17 protein-coding genes are annotated in these 17,459 nt (G+C 61.1%); 13 read left to right on the top strand and 4 right to left on the bottom strand.

What is annotated here, in order from left to right; translation table 11 throughout:
- Positions 1-1,017 precede the first annotated feature (1,017 nt).
- The 7 genes from Q0562_RS12220 (at position 1,018) to Q0562_RS12190 (ending at position 7,050) form a co-directional block, all read left to right on the top strand.
- Positions 1,018-1,155: a hypothetical protein gene (locus Q0562_RS12220; protein ID WP_298644740.1), complete on the top strand. Its 138-nt coding sequence runs from the start codon at positions 1,018-1,020 to the stop codon at positions 1,153-1,155.
- 13 nt (positions 1,156-1,168) lie between these two features.
- Positions 1,169-2,734 (top strand): RNA-binding protein, encoded by a 1,566-nt coding sequence (locus Q0562_RS12215; RefSeq protein WP_298644739.1) that lies wholly within the window; start codon positions 1,169-1,171, stop codon positions 2,732-2,734.
- Between the two features lie 119 nt (positions 2,735-2,853).
- Entirely contained in the window at positions 2,854-3,147 is a 294-nt protein-coding gene (locus tag Q0562_RS12210; protein WP_298644737.1) for a toxin-antitoxin system antitoxin subunit, read from the top strand.
- A gap of 86 nt (positions 3,148-3,233) precedes the next feature.
- Complete coding sequence (locus Q0562_RS12205) at positions 3,234-3,704, top strand: DIP1984 family protein (protein WP_298644735.1); 471 nt, start codon at positions 3,234-3,236, stop codon at positions 3,702-3,704.
- A gap of 401 nt (positions 3,705-4,105) precedes the next feature.
- Positions 4,106-5,515 carry an RNA ligase gene (locus Q0562_RS12200; protein ID WP_298644733.1) on the top strand — a complete coding sequence of 470 codons (1,410 nt, stop codon included), beginning with the start codon at positions 4,106-4,108 and terminating at the stop codon, positions 5,513-5,515.
- 91 nt (positions 5,516-5,606) lie between these two features.
- Entirely contained in the window at positions 5,607-6,287 is a 681-nt protein-coding gene (locus Q0562_RS12195; RefSeq protein WP_298644732.1) for a hypothetical protein, read from the top strand.
- A gap of 109 nt (positions 6,288-6,396) precedes the next feature.
- Positions 6,397-7,050 carry a phosphoesterase gene (locus Q0562_RS12190; protein WP_298644731.1) on the top strand — a complete coding sequence of 218 codons (654 nt, stop codon included), beginning with the start codon at positions 6,397-6,399 and terminating at the stop codon, positions 7,048-7,050.
- 258 nt (positions 7,051-7,308) lie between these two features.
- On the opposite strand, the gene Q0562_RS12185 is transcribed toward Q0562_RS12190, so the two are convergent.
- Both Q0562_RS12185 and fbp read right to left on the bottom strand, forming a co-directional pair.
- Positions 7,309-8,160: an NlpC/P60 family protein gene (locus Q0562_RS12185; protein WP_298644730.1), complete on the bottom strand. Its 852-nt coding sequence runs from the start codon at positions 8,158-8,160 to the stop codon at positions 7,309-7,311.
- 242 nt (positions 8,161-8,402) lie between these two features.
- Complete coding sequence (gene fbp, locus Q0562_RS12180; protein WP_298644729.1) at positions 8,403-9,410, bottom strand: class 1 fructose-bisphosphatase; 1,008 nt, start codon at positions 9,408-9,410, stop codon at positions 8,403-8,405.
- A 118-nt stretch (positions 9,411-9,528) separates the two neighbouring features.
- On the opposite strand from fbp, the gene Q0562_RS12175 reads away from it, so the two are divergent.
- The 5 genes from Q0562_RS12175 to Q0562_RS12155 are packed head-to-tail and all read left to right on the top strand — an operon-like array spanning position 9,529 to position 12,348.
- On the top strand, positions 9,529-9,870 hold the full coding sequence (locus Q0562_RS12175) for a zinc ribbon domain-containing protein YjdM (RefSeq protein ID WP_298644728.1): 342 nt from the start codon (positions 9,529-9,531) through the stop codon (positions 9,868-9,870).
- Between the two features lie 3 nt (positions 9,871-9,873).
- Positions 9,874-10,653 (top strand): YggS family pyridoxal phosphate-dependent enzyme, encoded by a 780-nt coding sequence (locus Q0562_RS12170; RefSeq protein WP_298644727.1) that lies wholly within the window; start codon positions 9,874-9,876, stop codon positions 10,651-10,653.
- Positions 10,650-11,345 carry a hypothetical protein gene (locus tag Q0562_RS12165; RefSeq protein ID WP_298644726.1) on the top strand — a complete coding sequence of 232 codons (696 nt, stop codon included), beginning with the start codon at positions 10,650-10,652 and terminating at the stop codon, positions 11,343-11,345. The genes Q0562_RS12170 and Q0562_RS12165 overlap by 4 nt, the downstream gene beginning before the upstream one ends.
- A gap of 48 nt (positions 11,346-11,393) precedes the next feature.
- The gene (pdxK, locus tag Q0562_RS12160) at positions 11,394-12,245 is read left to right on the top strand and encodes a pyridoxine/pyridoxal/pyridoxamine kinase (protein ID WP_298644725.1); all 852 of its coding nucleotides are present in this window, start codon (positions 11,394-11,396) and stop codon (positions 12,243-12,245) included.
- Positions 12,208-12,348 (top strand): hypothetical protein, encoded by a 141-nt coding sequence (locus tag Q0562_RS12155; RefSeq protein ID WP_298644724.1) that lies wholly within the window; start codon positions 12,208-12,210, stop codon positions 12,346-12,348. Before pdxK ends, Q0562_RS12155 begins: the two co-directional genes overlap by 38 nt.
- 76 nt (positions 12,349-12,424) lie before the next feature.
- On the opposite strand, the gene Q0562_RS12150 is transcribed toward Q0562_RS12155, so the two are convergent.
- Both Q0562_RS12150 and Q0562_RS12145 read right to left on the bottom strand, forming a co-directional pair.
- Positions 12,425-16,540: a DUF2339 domain-containing protein gene (locus Q0562_RS12150; RefSeq protein WP_298644723.1), complete on the bottom strand. Its 4,116-nt coding sequence runs from the start codon at positions 16,538-16,540 to the stop codon at positions 12,425-12,427.
- Between the two features lies 1 nt (position 16,541).
- Complete coding sequence (locus Q0562_RS12145; RefSeq protein WP_298644722.1) at positions 16,542-16,949, bottom strand: hypothetical protein; 408 nt, start codon at positions 16,947-16,949, stop codon at positions 16,542-16,544.
- An 11-nt stretch (positions 16,950-16,960) separates the two neighbouring features.
- On the opposite strand from Q0562_RS12145, the gene Q0562_RS12140 reads away from it, so the two are divergent.
- The gene (locus Q0562_RS12140; protein ID WP_298644721.1) at positions 16,961-17,293 is read left to right on the top strand and encodes a hypothetical protein; all 333 of its coding nucleotides are present in this window, start codon (positions 16,961-16,963) and stop codon (positions 17,291-17,293) included.
- Positions 17,294-17,459 lie beyond the last annotated feature (166 nt).

The raw sequence follows: 17,459 nt of genomic DNA, 5'->3' as shown, positions 1-17,459 counted from the left end.
GATGGAAATCTTGACAAAATGCGGGGCAGCTTAGTCGGCTGAAATGGCGGAATTTTTTATCTGCCCCCAAATATAGCGTGTTTCTTGTCGTGGCAGCACTATATGTTGTGCTTTGCTGGTTCCGCTCGAAAAAAGGCAGCGGGTTTATCGGGCGGGGCTATCGGTAATGGTGCCGCTTTCTCCGGCATACGCATCGTCCGGACGAAGTCGCCGTTGCCATGGCTGAACCGATAACCGGCTATGCCGGATTATTTTCTATCTTCATATCCGTATGGATAGTTTTTCTTCTTTTTGGCGTTAGTTGCCGTACGCGGCGGTGTGTATATATCATGTTTAAGAACAATAGATTATGAAATTCTCCTGACTTATTTTCATGATTGGCACGTTACCGGCAATAAGGTAGGTGCAGATAAATGCCGAAGGAACTACATCCGGAGCCGTGAAAGCGGGTTCGAATCCCGCCGCTGCTTGCGGGCAGCGGGTGAAAGGGCAGCCGCACGGCAAGCGGTTTCTTCACTTTTGTTATCTGCACGCGCCGGATGCGCGGGAATGTACAGTGTCGCGGGTTCGAGTCCCGCCCCGTGGTTCGCTGCGGGTAGCTCAGTCGGGTAGAGCAGCCATTCCCGGTATTCGCCGGCGCAGCGCTATGCCTTGCGGCGTAGCGCAGGGCAGTCAAATGCCGAAGGAATTACAGCCTCCAACGCTCGTGGTCGCGGGTTCGAATCCCGCCCCTGCCGTCAGCAATATCAATGGCAGGGTAGCTCAGCGGTAGAGCACGTAACGATTTCTTCACCCCTCGTTGACTGTCCTGCGCTGCGTCGCGCGGTGCAGCGCAGAGCGGACAAATGCCGAAGGAATTACGGTTTTTCGGAAACCGAGGTCGCGGGTTCGAATCCCGTCCCTGCCGCCAGCGATGGCAGGGTAGCTCAGCGGATAGAGCGCGTAACAATTTCTTCCCCCTCGTTGTCCGCTCTGCGTTGCGCCGCTGTGGCTTGGCGGGTTACCTGACCGTTTCGTATGCAGGATTGCCCGTTGTGGGCATCCGGCAACCCGCAGGATCACGCTGCCGTGCAGCACGGCGCATCTGGCGAATGCCGGCAGGACTACATCCTGAAAACCGATGTCCTGCCCCGACTCGTCGCCATCAACATTTAAGAGGACAAGTACCATGGCCAATTTCAAACTGTTTCAATCGCACAAACAAAAACAAACTGCCACTGATACCTATAACGAAGCGGGCGGCCGCGCCTACACGCAAACGCCGGCGCAGCAACTGGCGCAGCTCGCCGCCACCGGCTGCCTGAACAGCACCTACTACGCGAGCGCGGAAATGCAGCTGGCGCAAGTGCTCGACCTCGCCCGCGCCGTTTCCCCCGAATTTCTCGCCAAAACCGCAATTTACGCCCGCGAGCGCGGCTACATGAAAGACATGCCCGCGCTGCTTTTGGCGGTGCTGGCGGCGCGCGATGTGGCGCTGTGCGCGGCGGTGTTCGACCGCGTCATCGACAGCGGCAAAATGCTGCGCAACTTCGCGCAAATCGTGCGCAGCGGCGTCGCCGGGCGCAAATCCTTCGGCACCCGCCCGAAAAAACTCATCCAAAACTGGCTGAACCGCGCTAGCGAACAGCAACTGCTCAACGCCGCCATCGGCAACAACTCCTCGCTGGCAGACGTGGTGAAAATGGTGCATCCGCAGCCGCATGACGCCTGGCGTGCCGCCTGGTTTGCCTGGCTCATCGGCAAACCCTACGCCGCCGCCGCCCTGCCGCCGCTGACCGCTGCCTTTGAAACCTACAAACGCGAACGGTGCGGCGCGCTGCCGCCGGTGCCCTTCCAGATGCTGACCGCGCTCGATCTCGGCTGCGGCGCCTGGACACAAATCGCGGCGGACGGCTCCTGGCAGCAAGTGCGGCAGAACCTCAACACCTTCGCGCGCCACGGTGTCTTCGGCAAAGACAAACACATCCGCCGCGTCGCCGCCAAACTGCGCGACCCGGCCGCCATCCGCCGCGCCCGCGTCATGCCGTACCAACTGCTGACCACCTGGCAGGCCGCCGGCGACGCCATGCCGGGCGCCATCCGCGACGCCTTGCAGGACGCGATGGAAACCGCCGTGCAAAACGTGCCGCAACTGCCGGGCAACATCGTCGTCTGCCCGGACGTCTCCGGCTCCATGCACAGCCCGGTCAGCGGCTACCGCGCGGGCGGAACGGGAAAAACCCGCTGCATCGACGTCGCCGCGCTCATCGGCGCCGCCGTGCTGCGCCACAACCCGCAGGCGCGCGTCATCCCGTTTGAAATCACCACGGTGAACATCCGCCTCAACCCGCGCGACAGCATCATGACCAACGCCGAAAAACTGGCGGGCATCGGTGGCGGCGGCACCGCGTGCAGCGCGCCGCTTTCCCTGCTCAACCGCGAAAAAGCGCGCGTCGATATGGTCATCCTCGTCTCGGACAACGAATCCTGGGCGGACCAGCATCGCGGCCAGAAAAGCGCGCTGCTCGCCGAATGGGACACCCTGAAACGGCGCTGCCCGCAGGCGAAACTCGTCTGCATCGACATCCAGCCGTACACCGCCGCGCAGACCAAAAACCGCACGGACATCCTCAACATCGGCGGCTTCAGCGACCACGTCTTCAGCCTGCTGGGCGACTTCGCGGCGCAAAACAGCGGCGACGACCACTGGGTGCGCCACATCGAAGCCGTCGAGCTGCTGCGGCAGGCAGCATGACGACAAAACCCTTCCCCCGCTTGCGCGTCCCGCCGCGACGAAAGGGGGCAGTGGCAACATTGCCCCCACAGGCGGGACAACATAAAGTACCCACAGCACAGCAAAAAAGGACAACACTCATGACCCAAAACCACTACACCTTCAGCGTTGACGACGCCCTGCAACAAGCCTTCAACCGCGCCGCCGCACAAAAACACCTCGACCCCGCCGAAGTCCTGCGCGACTTCATGCGCCACTACATCACCCGACAAAACGAAACGGCAGCGCCGAAAGAAATCACCATCGCGGAAGCCCTCGGTGGCTACCATCCCGCCGCAGAAATAGACATCGAATTTGAGCGCGACCCAAAAGCCCCTCCCCCATTGGGGGAGGGGTTGGGGTTGGACAACCCGCGCAGCGACAAAACCCCGTAACTACGCCGCTTGACGCAGCATCGGAAAACAAAAAACTGACGAGAACAAAACCCCCGCAACCATAACATTCGCCTGAAAGGAACCCCATGAAACTCGCCCAAGCCCTTATCGAACGCGCCGACCTGCAACGCAAACTGGCGCAACTTGCCGCCCGCCTGCAACAAAACGCCCAATACCAGGAAGGCGAAGCGCCTGCCGAAGACCCGCAGGATCTGCTCACCGACTACCGCCGCAGTGCGGCGGCGCTGACCCGTCTTATCGTCGCCATCAACCGCGCCAACCACAACGTGACCCTCGCCGACGGTACCACCATGCTGGCGGCGCTGGCCGAGCGCGACCGCTTGAAAGCCGAACACGCCATGCTCGGCAAAGTCGCGGACGCTGCGATGGCGGATCAGTCCCGCTACAGCCGCAGCGAAATCCGCACCCTCGCCGCCGTGGACATCCGTGCCCTGCGTCGTGAAGCGGACGACGTCGCCAAACACTGTCGCGAACTGGATATCCGCATCCAGCAAGCGAACTGGGACAACGACATCGCGGCAGAAGAAGGACAATAAACACCGCAAGGCGGGCTTCAGCCCGCCGTCCAAACAACATGAGAACACACGCGGCATAACCGTTTCAGTAGTGATTCCGGGACGTGGATGTCAAACCCTTAAAAGCAATTGGAGCTGGTAGCGGGCTACCGTAACACCGTACAACGACTGCCCAACATCACTTATCCAGCAGCACAACAGCGACACACACAACGTACCCATACAACCGGACATCGGCCTGAAATCACGAGGGAGGGAGGCGCGGGAAACCGTTACGCCGCATAAACCCGCCAAGCGGGGAAAACCTGCATTCGCGCAGTGCGGGCTTCAACCCGTTAAAAAACAACAAAACCCGGCAATTACACCGCTTGGAGCGTCCCAAACCCACCTTCCATAACAACCGAAAACCCACAAAGAACCCCATGCAAAAATTCATCCTCCTGCGCGGCCACCAGGGCTCCGGCAAAACCACCTTCGCCCACGCGCAAATCGCTGCCTTCCAAAAACAATACCCGAACGCGCACATCGTCCACATCGAAAACGACCTGCTCATGACCGACGAAAACGGTGAATACCGCTTCTCCGGCAAAGCGGTGGACGCCGCACAACGACAAGGTCTCGCCATGATGCAGAAAGCCTGCGAACGCGGCCGCGCCCACCCGCACGAGCACATCCTCATCATCAACTCCAACACCAACCAGAAAGCCGCCGCCTGCATCCACCTGCTGCGCCTCGCGCGCAAACACAAATTCACGACCGAGACCTACCGCCTGCACAACTTCTACCCGAACCAGCACGGCGTGCGCGAAGCCGACGTACTCGCCGCCTACGTCCGCCTGAACCACAACCGCCTGCGTGACGAAGAAGATGTGCCGCCGACAAAACCGATGGACGCCGCCACCGCCGCCTACCTGCGCGGCGGCCACCGCGACTACATCGCGAAAAAATCCGCGCGCTATCCCGCCCTGCGCGTCCTCAAATACGCGCGCAGCGTCTTCTACGAAAACCGCTTTGACGACGCCCTACTGGAAATGCGCGGCATCATCCTGGATGACGACGACAACATCATCGTCCGCCCCTTCAAAAAAGTCTTCAATTACAGCGAACGCACCGCCAAAAACAGCCGTTACCCGCTGCACCTTGCCGACGACCACCCCGTCGAAGCCGTGCAAAAAATCAACGGCTTCCTCGGCTGCTGCACCTATGTGGCGCGCGCGGGCGACACAGGAAACCACAACCATCAAGTGCTCTACTCCACCACCGGCTCGCTGGACAGCCGCTTTGCCGACCTGACGCGCGCGCATTGCCAACCATACGAAGACCTCTTCCGCGCCTACCCCAATCACACCTTCCTCTTTGAAATCACCGACGCCGACGACGTGCACATCATCAAAGAAAGACTGGGCGAAACCCTGATCGGCCTCATCGACGTGGCGACCGGCCGCCAATACAGCGAACGCGAACTGAACGACATCGCCGCCGCTTACAACAAGACACACGAAAAACCGCTGCACCGCCCGCCGCTCCTGGAAAACCTGACCTTCGGCGCACTCAAAGAAAAACTGAAAACTGTCGAACACGAGGGTTACATGGTCTTCGACGGCGAAAGCAAAGCAATGCTCTGCAAACTCAAATCGCCGTATTACCTCATCTCCAAATTCCTGGGACGCAGCAACGAAAAAAACCTCAACCACAAACTGGATAAAAAACACGTGGACGAAGAATACTACCCGCTGATTGACCACCTCAAAGAAAACCGCGAGATCTTCAAGGCGATGGCCGAGTTGGAAAAAATTGCCTACATCCAGGCATACCTGCGGAATAACATTTAGCAAACCGCTTGGCAGTTCGTAGGGCGGGCTTCAGCCCGCCGAGCAAATCAATCACGAACCCTGCACAAAGCAAAAACCCAAAGGACAACCCATGGACACCGGATTCAAAAAGTTTTACGCCAAATCGCTGGAGTTCCGCGAAGCACTGCACCGCAAAATCCCAGAAGTGCCTTATACCGAAGAGACAGAAAAACGCATATTGGCAGCGCTGACTTTACTGGATATAGCGACAGAACATGGCGAAAGCATCCATCTATTGGCCGTCAATAACTGCTATATCTCGGCAACCAGCCTGCTGCGCCTGCAATACGAAGCCACACTAAAAGCAGCATGGATATACTGGGTTGCGAAAGACCACATTATTGACAAATGGCATCAATCTCTGAATGAAGAAAATGTCAATCGTGTCAATAACAGTACACCAACCATTACTGATATTCTGCAAGAACTGTCTATAGGGGTGGGAAAAGGTATCGTACCTAATGAATTACTTGAAAAACTTCGAGAATTCAGACAATTGAATAAAATGTCGAACTCTTATGTTCATAGTGGAATGTTGGCATTTAACAGAAAAAAAGAGGGCTATCCAATTATGGGTATGATTCAAATTATGCAAAGCTCTAATGGCCTGGAAGCGCTATGTTGCATGATAGCTGGCGATATGACGCAGAATAGGGAAATCATGCAACACCTCATCAATCTTCAGAAATCGTATTTAGACTGCTTGCCCATGCAACTATCCGACATTGCCAATACCTTCTATAAAAACTGAAAACGAAAAAGAACCCTATGCAAAAATACATCCTCGCGAAACTTATCTAAATGGCGGGCTGAAGCCCGCCCTACGCCGCTCCCCTTACGACGAAGCTTCCGGAAACACCATGCCCACCACCTTCTTCACCTCCGACCTGCACTTCTCGCACAAAAACATCATGAAATTCTGCCCGCAGTTCCGCTCCTACGCCTCCATCAAAGAAATGGACGCGTCGCTGATTGCCCAATGGAACGCGACCGTCGCGCCGGAAGATACCGTTTATAACCTCGGCGACCTCTCCTTCGCCCGCGACGTCGCGAGCATCGCCCGCCTCCTGCATCAGTTGAACGGCGAACACCACCTCATCCTCGGCAACCACGACGAAGTCATCGGCAAAAACCGCGACTATTTCCTCCACACCGCGAAAGCCGACGGCAGACCGCTGCTCGCCTCCATCGCACAATACCGGCAAATCACCTGCGACGGTTGCAGCCAGCCGCTGATGCTCTTCCATTATCCGATTCAGGAATGGGACGGCTGCGGCAAAGGCCGCTACCACCTCTACGGCCACGTGCACGACCGCCTCGCGCCGCTGCCCGGCCGCCTGCTCAACGTCGGCTACGACCTGCATGGCCGCCTGCTCAAAGCGCACGACATCGAAACCTACCTGCGCGACCTGCCGACCCTCGTCCACCATGACGGGCAAAACACCCTACGCCCGGCAGACGCAAACGACGCCCGCACACAAATCGCCGCCGCCCTGCGCCGCCTGAACGGGTGAAAACCCACGAACACGCCAAGCGGCGGAAATGCCGGGACCACCGGGCGGGGCTTTATGAAAACCTGCGCCGTACGGTCTGTACGGCCTTCGGTTCGCCGCCTTGTCTCATTCCCAATATAGTTAAACATCTAAAAAATCGTAACGGCGTTGCGTCGCCTTGCCGTACTACTTGTACTGTCTGCGGCGACGCGCCTTGTTACGCTTTTTTATCTATTCAACTATATTTCTTGGGATTGGTATTCATGGGGTTCTGCCGTTTCAGTCGAAGACGTGTACGAAAGGCTCTTTCGCGTCCCAGCGGTAGGCGCGCAGGCGATAGCGTTCGCCCATCTGTTTTTTGCAGCGGGTGATGGCGTCGGCGAGGTTTTCGCTGACGACTCGCATGTGGTGGCCGCTGGCGTGGATTACGGTGTAGGGGTCGGCGGCAAGCATGACGTGGCCGGGCAGGTAAAGGAGGTCGCCCCGCGCCAGTTTGCCGAGGTCAACGCGTTTGTGGTGTTCTTGCAGATACATTTCTTGCAGGTCGCTGTCGCGCGGGATGTTGCGTCCGGCGCGGCGGTACGCCCATTGGCTGAGGGCGGAGCAATCGAGCCCGGCGAGACCGCGTCCGCCCCACAGGTAGCTGCGCCCCAGCTGGCTGCGCGCGGCGGTAATGGGGTCGGTGATGTTGTCGGCGGGGGCGGTGTGGCGGCGGTGCAGCCAGCCGCCGCTTTCGAGTTGCAGGTAGTCGCCCGCTTCGGCGGTGATGGTCAGGCAGGCGTCCGGCGGCAGGGCGGTGCGGTAGGGGCTTTTCAGGTCGGGTTCGGCGGTGATGGGGGCGATGGCGGTGGTGATGTGGGTGCAGGCGGGGGCTGCGGTGAGGATTTCGACGGCAGCAAGTGCCACCCAGCCGCTGTATTGGTCGCGCAGGGACTGGGCGTGGAGGTAGTCGCCGCTTTGTGCATAAAGCCGCAGCGGTTCGCCATAGGTGTACTGGCTGAGGCGGGCAGCGGCGGCGTCGGGCGCGGCGTGTACCCAGGTTTCGGGGATGATGACGCGGGCGTAGCCTTGTGCTTCGCCCGCCGGGTAGAGGCGCGGGGTGTGTCCGCTCGCGACTTCTATGTCGTACATTCTTTTTCCTTTGCCGCCGGGCGGCGATTGATACCAATCCCAAGGGATATAGTTGAATGGATAAAAAAGCGTAACAAGGCGCGTCGCCGCAGACAGTACAAGCAGTGCGGCGAGGCGACGCAACGCCGTTACGATTTTTTAGATGTTTGACTATAAAACGGTTTTTGCGGGGCGGGCTTCAGACCGCCGTTAACATTGTTGTGGCGGGCGGCTGCCCGTCCCGCGACGGGTCGTTTTTGGTATTACTGATCGGGATTGTCGCGGATCATGTCCATCACTTTGCCGACCATGTTTTTCGAGCCGATGTAGAGTGGCACGCGCTGGTGCAGGGCAGTAGGCTGGATGTCGAGGATGCGCTGATAGCCGTTGGTGGCGCTGCCGCCCGCCTGTTCGGCGAGAAATGCCATCGGGTTTGCTTCGTAGTTGAGGCGCAGTTTGCCGTTGGGGTAGCTGCTGCCGGAGGGGTACATATAGATGCCGCCTTTCAGCATGTTGCGGTGGAAATCGGCGACGAGCGAGCCGATGTAGCGCGAGGTGTAGGGGCGTTTGGTAGCGCTGTCGAGTTCCTGGCAGTATTTGATGTATTTTTTCACGCCGAGCGGGAATTTGAGGTATTGCCCTTCGTTGATGGAATACATGCTGCCGTCGTCCGGGATGCGGATGTTTTCGTGCGAGAGGCAGAAGATGCCGAGCGAGGGGTCGTAGGTGAAGCCGTTGACGCCGTTGCCGGTGGTGTACACCAGCATGGTGGACGAGCCATAGACGATGTAGCCCGCCGCCACTTGCCGGTTGCCCGGTTGCAGGAAATCTTCGAGGGTCACGGGCGTACCGACGGGGGTGACGCGGCGGTAGATGGAGAAGATGGTGCCGACGGCGACGTTTACATCAATGTTGGACGAGCCGTCGAGCGGGTCGGTGAGGACGACGTATTTGGCGTTCTTGTTCTTCTCGCTCTGGAAGGCGACGAAGTCTTCCTCTTCTTCCGAGGCGAATCCGGCGACGTTGTCGCGCGCCATGAAGGCAGCCTTGATTTTCTGGTGGGCGAAGATGTCGAGCTTTTTCTGCGCTTCGCCCTGCACGTTTTCCGAGCCTGCCTCACCGAGAATGTCGTTGACGAGGCCCGCGCGGTTGATGTCGCGGTGCAGGACTTTGGCGGCAAGACGCAGGGCGGCGAGGATGCCGCTCAATTCGCCCCTGGCCTGCGGGTATTCCGCTTGCCGCATCACGATGAATTCACCCAGACTTTGCATAAAAACCTCTCTATTTCACAAAAAACAACATAAGGTTATTATAACGCCGCCTTGCCGTTAGTCCAATGCCGCGCAAAACGGCTACAATCGCCCACACCCATCCCCAGAAGGAAACACCATGCCCGAAAACATCTGCCCGCAGTGCGGCTGCGATTACGCCTATCACGACGGCACCAACAACGTCTGCCCCGAATGCGCCTTTGAATGGCAGGACGGCGGAGGCGCAGCAAGCACCGCCGCCGATGAACAAGTGCTGGACGCTAACGGTGCACCGCTCGCCGACGGCGACACCGTCGTCCTCATCAAGGCGCTCAAACCCAAAGGCAGCAGCCAAAGCATCAAGCAGGGCACCAAAGTGAAAAACATCCGCGTCATCCCCGGCGCCGACCACAACATCGACTGCAAAATCGACGGCTTCGGCGGCATGATGCTCAAATCCGCATTCGTGAAAAAGGCCTGAACCATGACCACCCCGCTCTACCCGCAGGCGACCACCGCCGCCGAAATCACCGCCAACCTCGCCCACATCCACGCCCGCATTGCCGCCGCCTGCGCCGCCTGCGGTCGCGATCCGGCCAGCGTGCGCCTGCTGCCCGTCAGCAAAACCGTGCCCACCGAACGCCTGCACTACGCCTACGACGCGGGCATCCGCCTGCTCGGTGAAAACAAAGTGCAGGAAGCCTACGACAAATGGCAGGCACTCACGGCGTTAGACGGCCTCAACTGGGCCGTCATCGGCCACCTGCAAAGCAATAAAGTCAAATACGTCGCCCGCTTCGCCGCCGAATTTCAGGCGCTGGACAGCCTCGACATCGCCGAAAACCTCGACCGCCGCCTGCAACAAGAAGGGCGCAGTCTGGATGTCTTCGTGCAGGTTAACACCTCGGACGAACCGCAAAAATACGGCATCACTCCGGACGAAGCGGAAGCCTTTATCCGCGCCCTGCCGCAATACAGCAGCCTGCGCCTGCGCGGCCTCATGACCCTCGCCCTCTTTTCCGACGACAAGGACGCGGTGCGCCGCTGCTTTATCCGCCTGCGCGAACTGCGCGATGGCCTGCAACAACAAAACCCCGCCGTCGCCGAACTTTCCATGGGCATGTCCGGCGACTTTGAACTGGCCATCGCCGAAGGCGCGACCACCGTGCGCGTCGGCCAGGCTATCTTCGGCGCACGCCGTACCCCGGATAGCGAATACTGGCCGGGACTCGCGCCGGAAAAACCTGCTGACACACAACCATGAGTGCTGCAAAACCCATTCACCAATACCTGCTGCAAGAAGGTTTCCGGCACATCGGCAGAAACGGCTACTGGCGCTTCATGCGGGACAAACCCGTGGTCCGGATCGTCCAAATTGACGAACAGGAGATTCGGGGCGAAGGCGTCTTTGCCATCCATCTTTACCTCGGCTTCCCCGACGACAGCATGATGAACGACATGGCCAATGTCCTTTGCCGCGATGGGCTGCTGCGCCCGCAAACCGCCGATGCCGCCGACGTTCCGTTGCATTGCTATCCGGCCGCCTGCCCCGAACGGGCCTTGCCTCTGCTGCAAGAACACATGTGGCAGTGGTTCGACGTCATGACCGACGCAGACATCATGCTCGATCTGATTGACTACTACGCGGGAAAGCGCCTGGCACCGCCCGACCCTTTCGCCTACCTGCCTGCCTATCTCGCGCAGAAAAACATCGCCATCGGGGAATGCGGTGCCACCCTGCACCAACAAGTGCTGTACCTGCTCTTCGCCGGACAATATGCTGCGGCCGAACACCTGCTGCTGACCAACGGCACCATCAACAGACAGTATAAAAAATGGAATCCGGACGGCTATCGGCTGCTTCTTGACAGCGCACAGCGGCATACCATCATCGTGCCGAAAGCCCACATGGCGTGGCTGGAAAAGAAAAAACTTGCTACAGACCGTACATGGTGAACCCGCCCATTCCTCCATCCTGCAACAAACCACCCGGAATACCGCCCAATGAGCAACCTCATTCCTGATTATGCCGCCCGCAACCCGCTGCCGCTGGACGTCATCAGCATCCAGTCACAAGTCGTCTATGGCACTGTCGGCAATAACGCCGCCCTGCCGACACTCGCCGCGCACGGCTTGCGTGCCGCTGCCGTGCCGACCGTCCTTTTCTCCAACACCCCGCACTACGACACCATCCACGGCGGTGCCATCCCCGCCGACTGGTTCGCGGGCTACCTCGCCGATCTCGATCGTCGCCGCGCGCTGGCAAGCACCCGCGCCGTCATCCTCGGCTACCTCGGTAGCACCGAACAGGCAATGCTGCTTGCCGACTGGCTCGACGCCCTGAAAGCGCGCGCCCTTGCCATCCACATCGGCATCGACCCCGTTTTGGGCGACGACAACTGCGGCCTCTACGTCCGCCCCGAACTCGCCGCCTGCTACCGCGAACGCCTCGCCGCCTGCGCCGACCTCATCACCCCGAACCACTACGAACTCGGCTACCTGAGCGGCACCGCCCCACAGCATGAGGCGGAAACCGTCGCCGCTGCGCGCAGCCTGCTCGGCGCACGGCTGCATACCGTCGTCGTTACCAGCAGCCCCGGCAGCGATAGCGACCACATCGCCAACCTGATCGTCACTCGTGATAACGTCGCCACCACCCGCCACCCGCGCATTGCCAGCGACGTCAAAGGCACCGGCGACGCCTTCCACGCTGCGCTCACTGCCGCCCTGCTCACCGGCAAATCGCTGCAAGACGCCGTACAGCAGGCGGGTAACTGGGTGGTTACCGCCCTGCGCCACACCGCCGCCACGAACAGTGGTGAACTGCGCTTCCCGCCGCAAGCGGCGCGGGCATAACGCCGTACAGCAGGCGGGCGACCGGGTGGTTACCGCCCTGCGCCACACCGCCGCCACGAACAGTGGTGAACTGCGCTTCCCGCCGCAGGCGGTGCGGGCATAAAAATCCGGCGCAAAGCGCCGGATTTTTTGTACTTGGCGGGCTGCAGGAACCCGGTGTTCATCCTGCCCGGCGGTCGTCATCCATTTTCCTCTTCCGCGTCTTTGCCCGGTGCGGGGGCGATGTAGCTGACGATGAGCAGCAGGATGCCGACGCCGATGAAGCTGACGATGCGGGCGATGCCGCCGGTGTCCGCCAGTTCGACGAGGAAGAGTTTGACGACGACGATGCCGATGAGGGTCGCGCCCGCGAGCCACAGGCTGCGGCGGCGCTGATTGTGGCCGCGCAGCATCAGGGCGATGGCGCATATGCTCCATACCAGCGACAGGGTCGCTTGCACGCCGAAGGAAGCGAGCAGGGCGTGCGCGTCCCACGGTACGCCGAGGTAGTGGTGCCAGATGCGCAGGATATCGAGGCTGATGATGAGCCACAGGGTAAAGCCGAGGAGCAGGTTTTTTTGTTTTTCCCAGCCTGACGCCACGGCGGCACTATGAGCGGCTTCTCCCAGCGGGATGCAGGTCTGCCACCAGCGCCAGAGGATGTAGAGCGCGACAAGGCTGATGAGTTCGAGCGGGTTGAGCACGGGCAGGTAGGGGAAGGGCGCGGCGTTGCCGTCGTGGCTGAGGTTGTACCAGGCGAGGATGAGCAGGGTGAGGCCGCAGGCGAGGTTCGCCGGATGGTGGTAGGCGACGGGGTAGCGGCGCGTTTTTTCTTGCACGGCGGGCAGGGTGGTGAGCCAGAGGATGGCAAGCGGCGTGGCGAGCAGCAGCGGCAGTTGCCAGATGCTGTCCGGCGCGAGGCTGGTAACGCCGAAAAGGTGGCCGAGGCGGAGGCCAGCCAGTATGAAGAGGTTGACGCCGCCAAAGTGGGCCGCAGCGCGGTGGCGCTGGATGACGGGGTCGCTGCTCGCTTCGTAGCGCGCGAGCAGGATGAGGTGCAGCACGGCTGCGGCGGCGATGGCGATAAACCAGCTGCCGGGGTTGGCCTGCGTTATTGGGTATTGGTCGAGCAGCAGGGCGAAGATGGTGAGCGGCAGGTAGGCCAGTGTGCTTTGTGCCGCCTGACGCCAGCGCAGGTATCCGGCGATGGTGAGGATGGCAATGGTGAGGTTGACCGCCCAGGTAGCACGGGCAGGCGCAAGGGCGGCAAGCAATGGTGCGGTGTAGGCTACCCAGATGAGGGCGCCGCTGCTGGCGGTGAGCAGCAGCCAGCCGCTTTGGTCGCGCAGGGTGTCGGCGGTGTCGCGGCGTTGTTGCAGCCAAGCGGTGGCGAGGGTGAAGAGCGCAGTGACGGTGAGCGGCACGTTTTCTCCGGCGGCGAGGGTCAGGGCAAGAAGGGCACTACATGCCACCATGAGGGTAACGAGTCTGCCATAGACGCGTCCCGCCGGATGGCTGTCGCCGCGTTCTTCTTCGCAGTAGAGCTGCTGGATGAGGGCGAGCAGGGCGGCAGTCGTGGCAATGAGGACGGCGGCCCAGGCGGGTGGCAGGATACTGAGTGGCAGGACGAGGGCGGCAGCGTAGGTGAGAATGGCGAAGAGGCGCTGGACGGCAGTGTCAGCCGGGTTGTTGGCATCACCGGGATAGTTCCACCAGCTGAGGATGTTGGCGGCGCCGCTCGCGATGATGATGAGGGTGGTGTGGATGGGGCCGCTGATGAGGGTTTCGGCGTAAGGGGTGATGCGGTATTCGCCCAGCAGCAGGATGAGGGCGATGGCACCGATGTGGATGGTGAATGCGGTGTGGCTGAGAGCGCGGATGCCGCTGCGCATGCCGATGTGGTAGGCAATGGCGGCTTCGATGAGCCACACGGCAAGCGCCCAGCTTGTCGGCAGGAGGAGGAGCGGCAGGGCAAGGATGGCGACGGCAACGGTGATGATGTGGATGAGGAGTTCGGGCGGTTCACCCCCGTCGCGGTTACGGGCGTGATGCCACCAACCGAGGATGTTCAGGCTGCCGCAGAGGGCAATGGTCAGGGTGATGGGGATGGATCCGGTGAGCAGGGTCGCGCCGCTTGGCGTGAAGTGGTAGGCACCGCCAAAGAGCAAGCCGATGACGCCGCCAAGGTAGGGGATGCTGGCGCTGTGGCGGAGGGTATTGTGTCCGCAGTAGAGGGCGAGGTTGTAGAGGAAGGTACCTTCGATGAGCCACACGGTATTGGCCCAGGCAGCAGGCAACAGCAGGTGCGGCAAGGCCATTGCGGTGCCGAGGGTGAGGACGGCGCAAGTGGCGGTGAGGTTTTTTTCCCAGTCGGCGCTGTCTTCGCTGCGGTTGCGCCACCAGGCGAGCTGGATGGTGATGCCGCCGAGCAGGGCGAGGATGGTTGGGTGCAGCGGGCCGGTAAGTTCCGGGTCGCCACCGCTCAGGCGGTACTGGCCGCAAAGGATGATAACGGCGAGGAGGTAGAGGAGGAGCGCGCCCAAGCGGGTGATGGGGCTGCGGGTGCCGTGCGCGAGGGTGTACACCAGCGCGGCCTGGATGGCCCAGCTGCTGACGGTCCAGTGTGGGTCGAGCGCGAGCGGGATAGCCGTGGTCGCGAAGAGGGCAGCGAGGATGGCGATGGCGCTGGCGAGGGTGTGCAGGCGGGCGTCGCTGCCGCGCACATAGAGGGCACAGACGGTGTACCACGCGGCGAAGGCCAGCGCCGAGATGGCGGCGCCGTACTGTGCCCAGGTCACGAGGTGGTATTGCAGGGTGTAGAAGCCGAGCGCCGAGGCGATGAGCAGGGCGCTGTCAAGGACACCGATACGCTGCATGCCGCTCAGGTAGTAGCTGAACATGGTGTGCAGGCTGGCGTTGTTGTCGAGGGTCGGCGGGTCGGCATCGTCGATGCGGTGGCGGGCGTAGAGCCAGACGATGAGGGTGTAGAGGACGAGGTGGTAGATGAGAAAGGGTTGCACCGCGAGGTAGTCGCTGTGTTGGTAGTAGCGGCTGCCCCAGGCACCGGCGATGAAGGCGGTGCCGATGAAGCCGATGAGGTTGAGCGAGCGCCAGGCTTTGTAGCGGGCGATGAAGGCGACGCCGCTGTTGAGCAGGGCAAGGTAGCTGAAAAGGCCGATGTAGTTGTTGCTGCCGCTGGAGGTGAGGATGGGCGCGGCGAGACCGCCGATCAGGGCGATTTGCGCGAGGATGAGGGCGTCTTGCAGCACGGCGAGGGCGACGAGCAGGCCGGTGGTCGCCACCATGAGGATGAAGGCGAAGGTCGGCGGGATGAGGCCGTGCAGTTTGAGGGCGGCGAGGGTGGTGAGGTAGAGGATGGCGAGCGATGCGCCTTGTACGGCGAGGGCGTAGTAGCGGCGTTTGTTGCGCAGGCGCCAGCCGACAAAGCCGAGGACGATGGCGGTCGCGGCGACGGCGCAGTAGCGCAGCGGGATGGAAATGTGGATGCGCGCCGAGGCGTAGCGCAGGAGGAAGGCGAGGCCGAGGAAGAGGATGGCGATGCCGGTTTTCAGCAGCAGGTTTTCACTGAGCCAGGCGGCGAGGGGGTTGGGTTCGTTGGCGGCGTCGTTGTTGTCAGCGGGGGCAGCAGGACGGGGAGCCGGTTCGCTGTAGTTGATGGCGGGTTGTGCGGGGCGGTAGTAAGTGTCGCCGGCCGCCGTCTCGCTGTGATGGATGGCCGGTTGGGTGGCGGGTTTGGGGCAGGGCTTGGCGGGGGCGGCGGGCGGTTCGGGTGATTGCGGCGGGGCAGCGTCCGCATCGGGCAGGTCGTAGGCCCAAGCGTCGTCTGCTTTTTCGCCGGGTGCGGGCAGCGGCGTGTGAATGTAGCGGCGGATATCGCCCAGCGGCGGGGTCGGCGTGGCCGCTGGCGGGGACGCGGCGAGGCGGGCAAGACGGGTTTCGATGGCGCGCACATCGCCCTGCATGGCGGCGATTTGCTGTTGCAGCGTGCCGAGTGCGTCGCGCAAGGCGGCGGCATCGTCGCCCGTGTCATGACCCGCAGAGGCGGGGGGCGGATGAGGCGTGCTGTCGCCCGCAGCGTCGCCATAGCCGTAGTACGCGCGGGGCCGGGGCGGCGCGCTGTCGTTGCCGTCATCCTCTGTGCTTTGCGCCGCATTGCTGCGCGCGATCAGCCAGCAGAAGCCGAAAATCAGGCCGAGGACGGTCAGCATCCCTTCGGTGCCGAAGGCAAAATCCAGGACAATACACGCCGGCAGGATGATGACGAAATAGAGGAGGGCAGCGGCACAACCGTTCATGTCAGGCTCTCCGGGCGGTAGTGAGCTTGCCGCCGAGGACGATGGCGGCGAGGACGAGGATGACGTTCAGCGCCATCAGGGCAATATCACCCGCGCCGAGATTGCTGCGCAGCTGGGCGAGCATCGTCGGCAGCATCACGCCGTGCATCTGGCGCAATGTGTCGATGCCGACATACCACACCGTCTCGCCAACGAAGCGGGCGAAATTGAGCAGATAGGCCAGCGGCAGGGCAAAGAGCGCAAACGGCCACAGGCGCGGCGACGCCATGCGCGCGGCGGCAGCGGCGGCGGCAAAAGCAGGCAGGGGATAGAGCCACGGGGCGTAAAGGGCGAGCGGGGTCGGTGGCAGGAAAAGCAGGCAGGCAAGCGCGAGATAGACGGCGGCGAAGACGGCAAGGGCTTTGAACATGACGGGTTCCCGTGAATGGTTGGCGCTATGGTAATGCAAAAAAGGACGGCGCTGCCGTCCTTTTCGTGATGGGGTCATGCCGCTTGACATGGCTTCCCGTCATGCGCAAACACCAGCCGGGAATCCTGCCGCAAGGCGGGCAACCATTGCAGCGTGTCGCGTGCTATCCGATTAAAAACAACAAGGAGAAACAGTCGGAATCCGTGGCATCCCGAACGGTTCCGGATCTGGTTAATTTAGAGAAAACTGTAAAACCGCAATCAGGTGATAATCGCTGCCATCCGGTAGCGCTAATCCGGCATTCTGGTGATGCCTTCATTGTTTTTGATGACAGCGGTGAATGATGAATCAGGTGCTGACGGGAGCATAACCCGCCGTCCTGAAAGGATTCGTTTAGGGGAAAAGAGAAATCACTATGTGACAGAATTAAAAAAGCACCACTTAATTTTATTAAGTGGTGCCCAGAAGAGGACTCGAACCTCCAAGGGATTGCTCCCACTAGGACCTGAA

The organism is uncultured Cardiobacterium sp., from assembly GCF_938028825.1.
Lineage (GTDB): Bacteria > Pseudomonadota > Gammaproteobacteria > Cardiobacteriales > Cardiobacteriaceae > Cardiobacterium.
The sequence above is the reverse complement of the archived record's forward strand: the minus strand, read 5'-3'. Positions and strand labels throughout refer to the sequence as shown.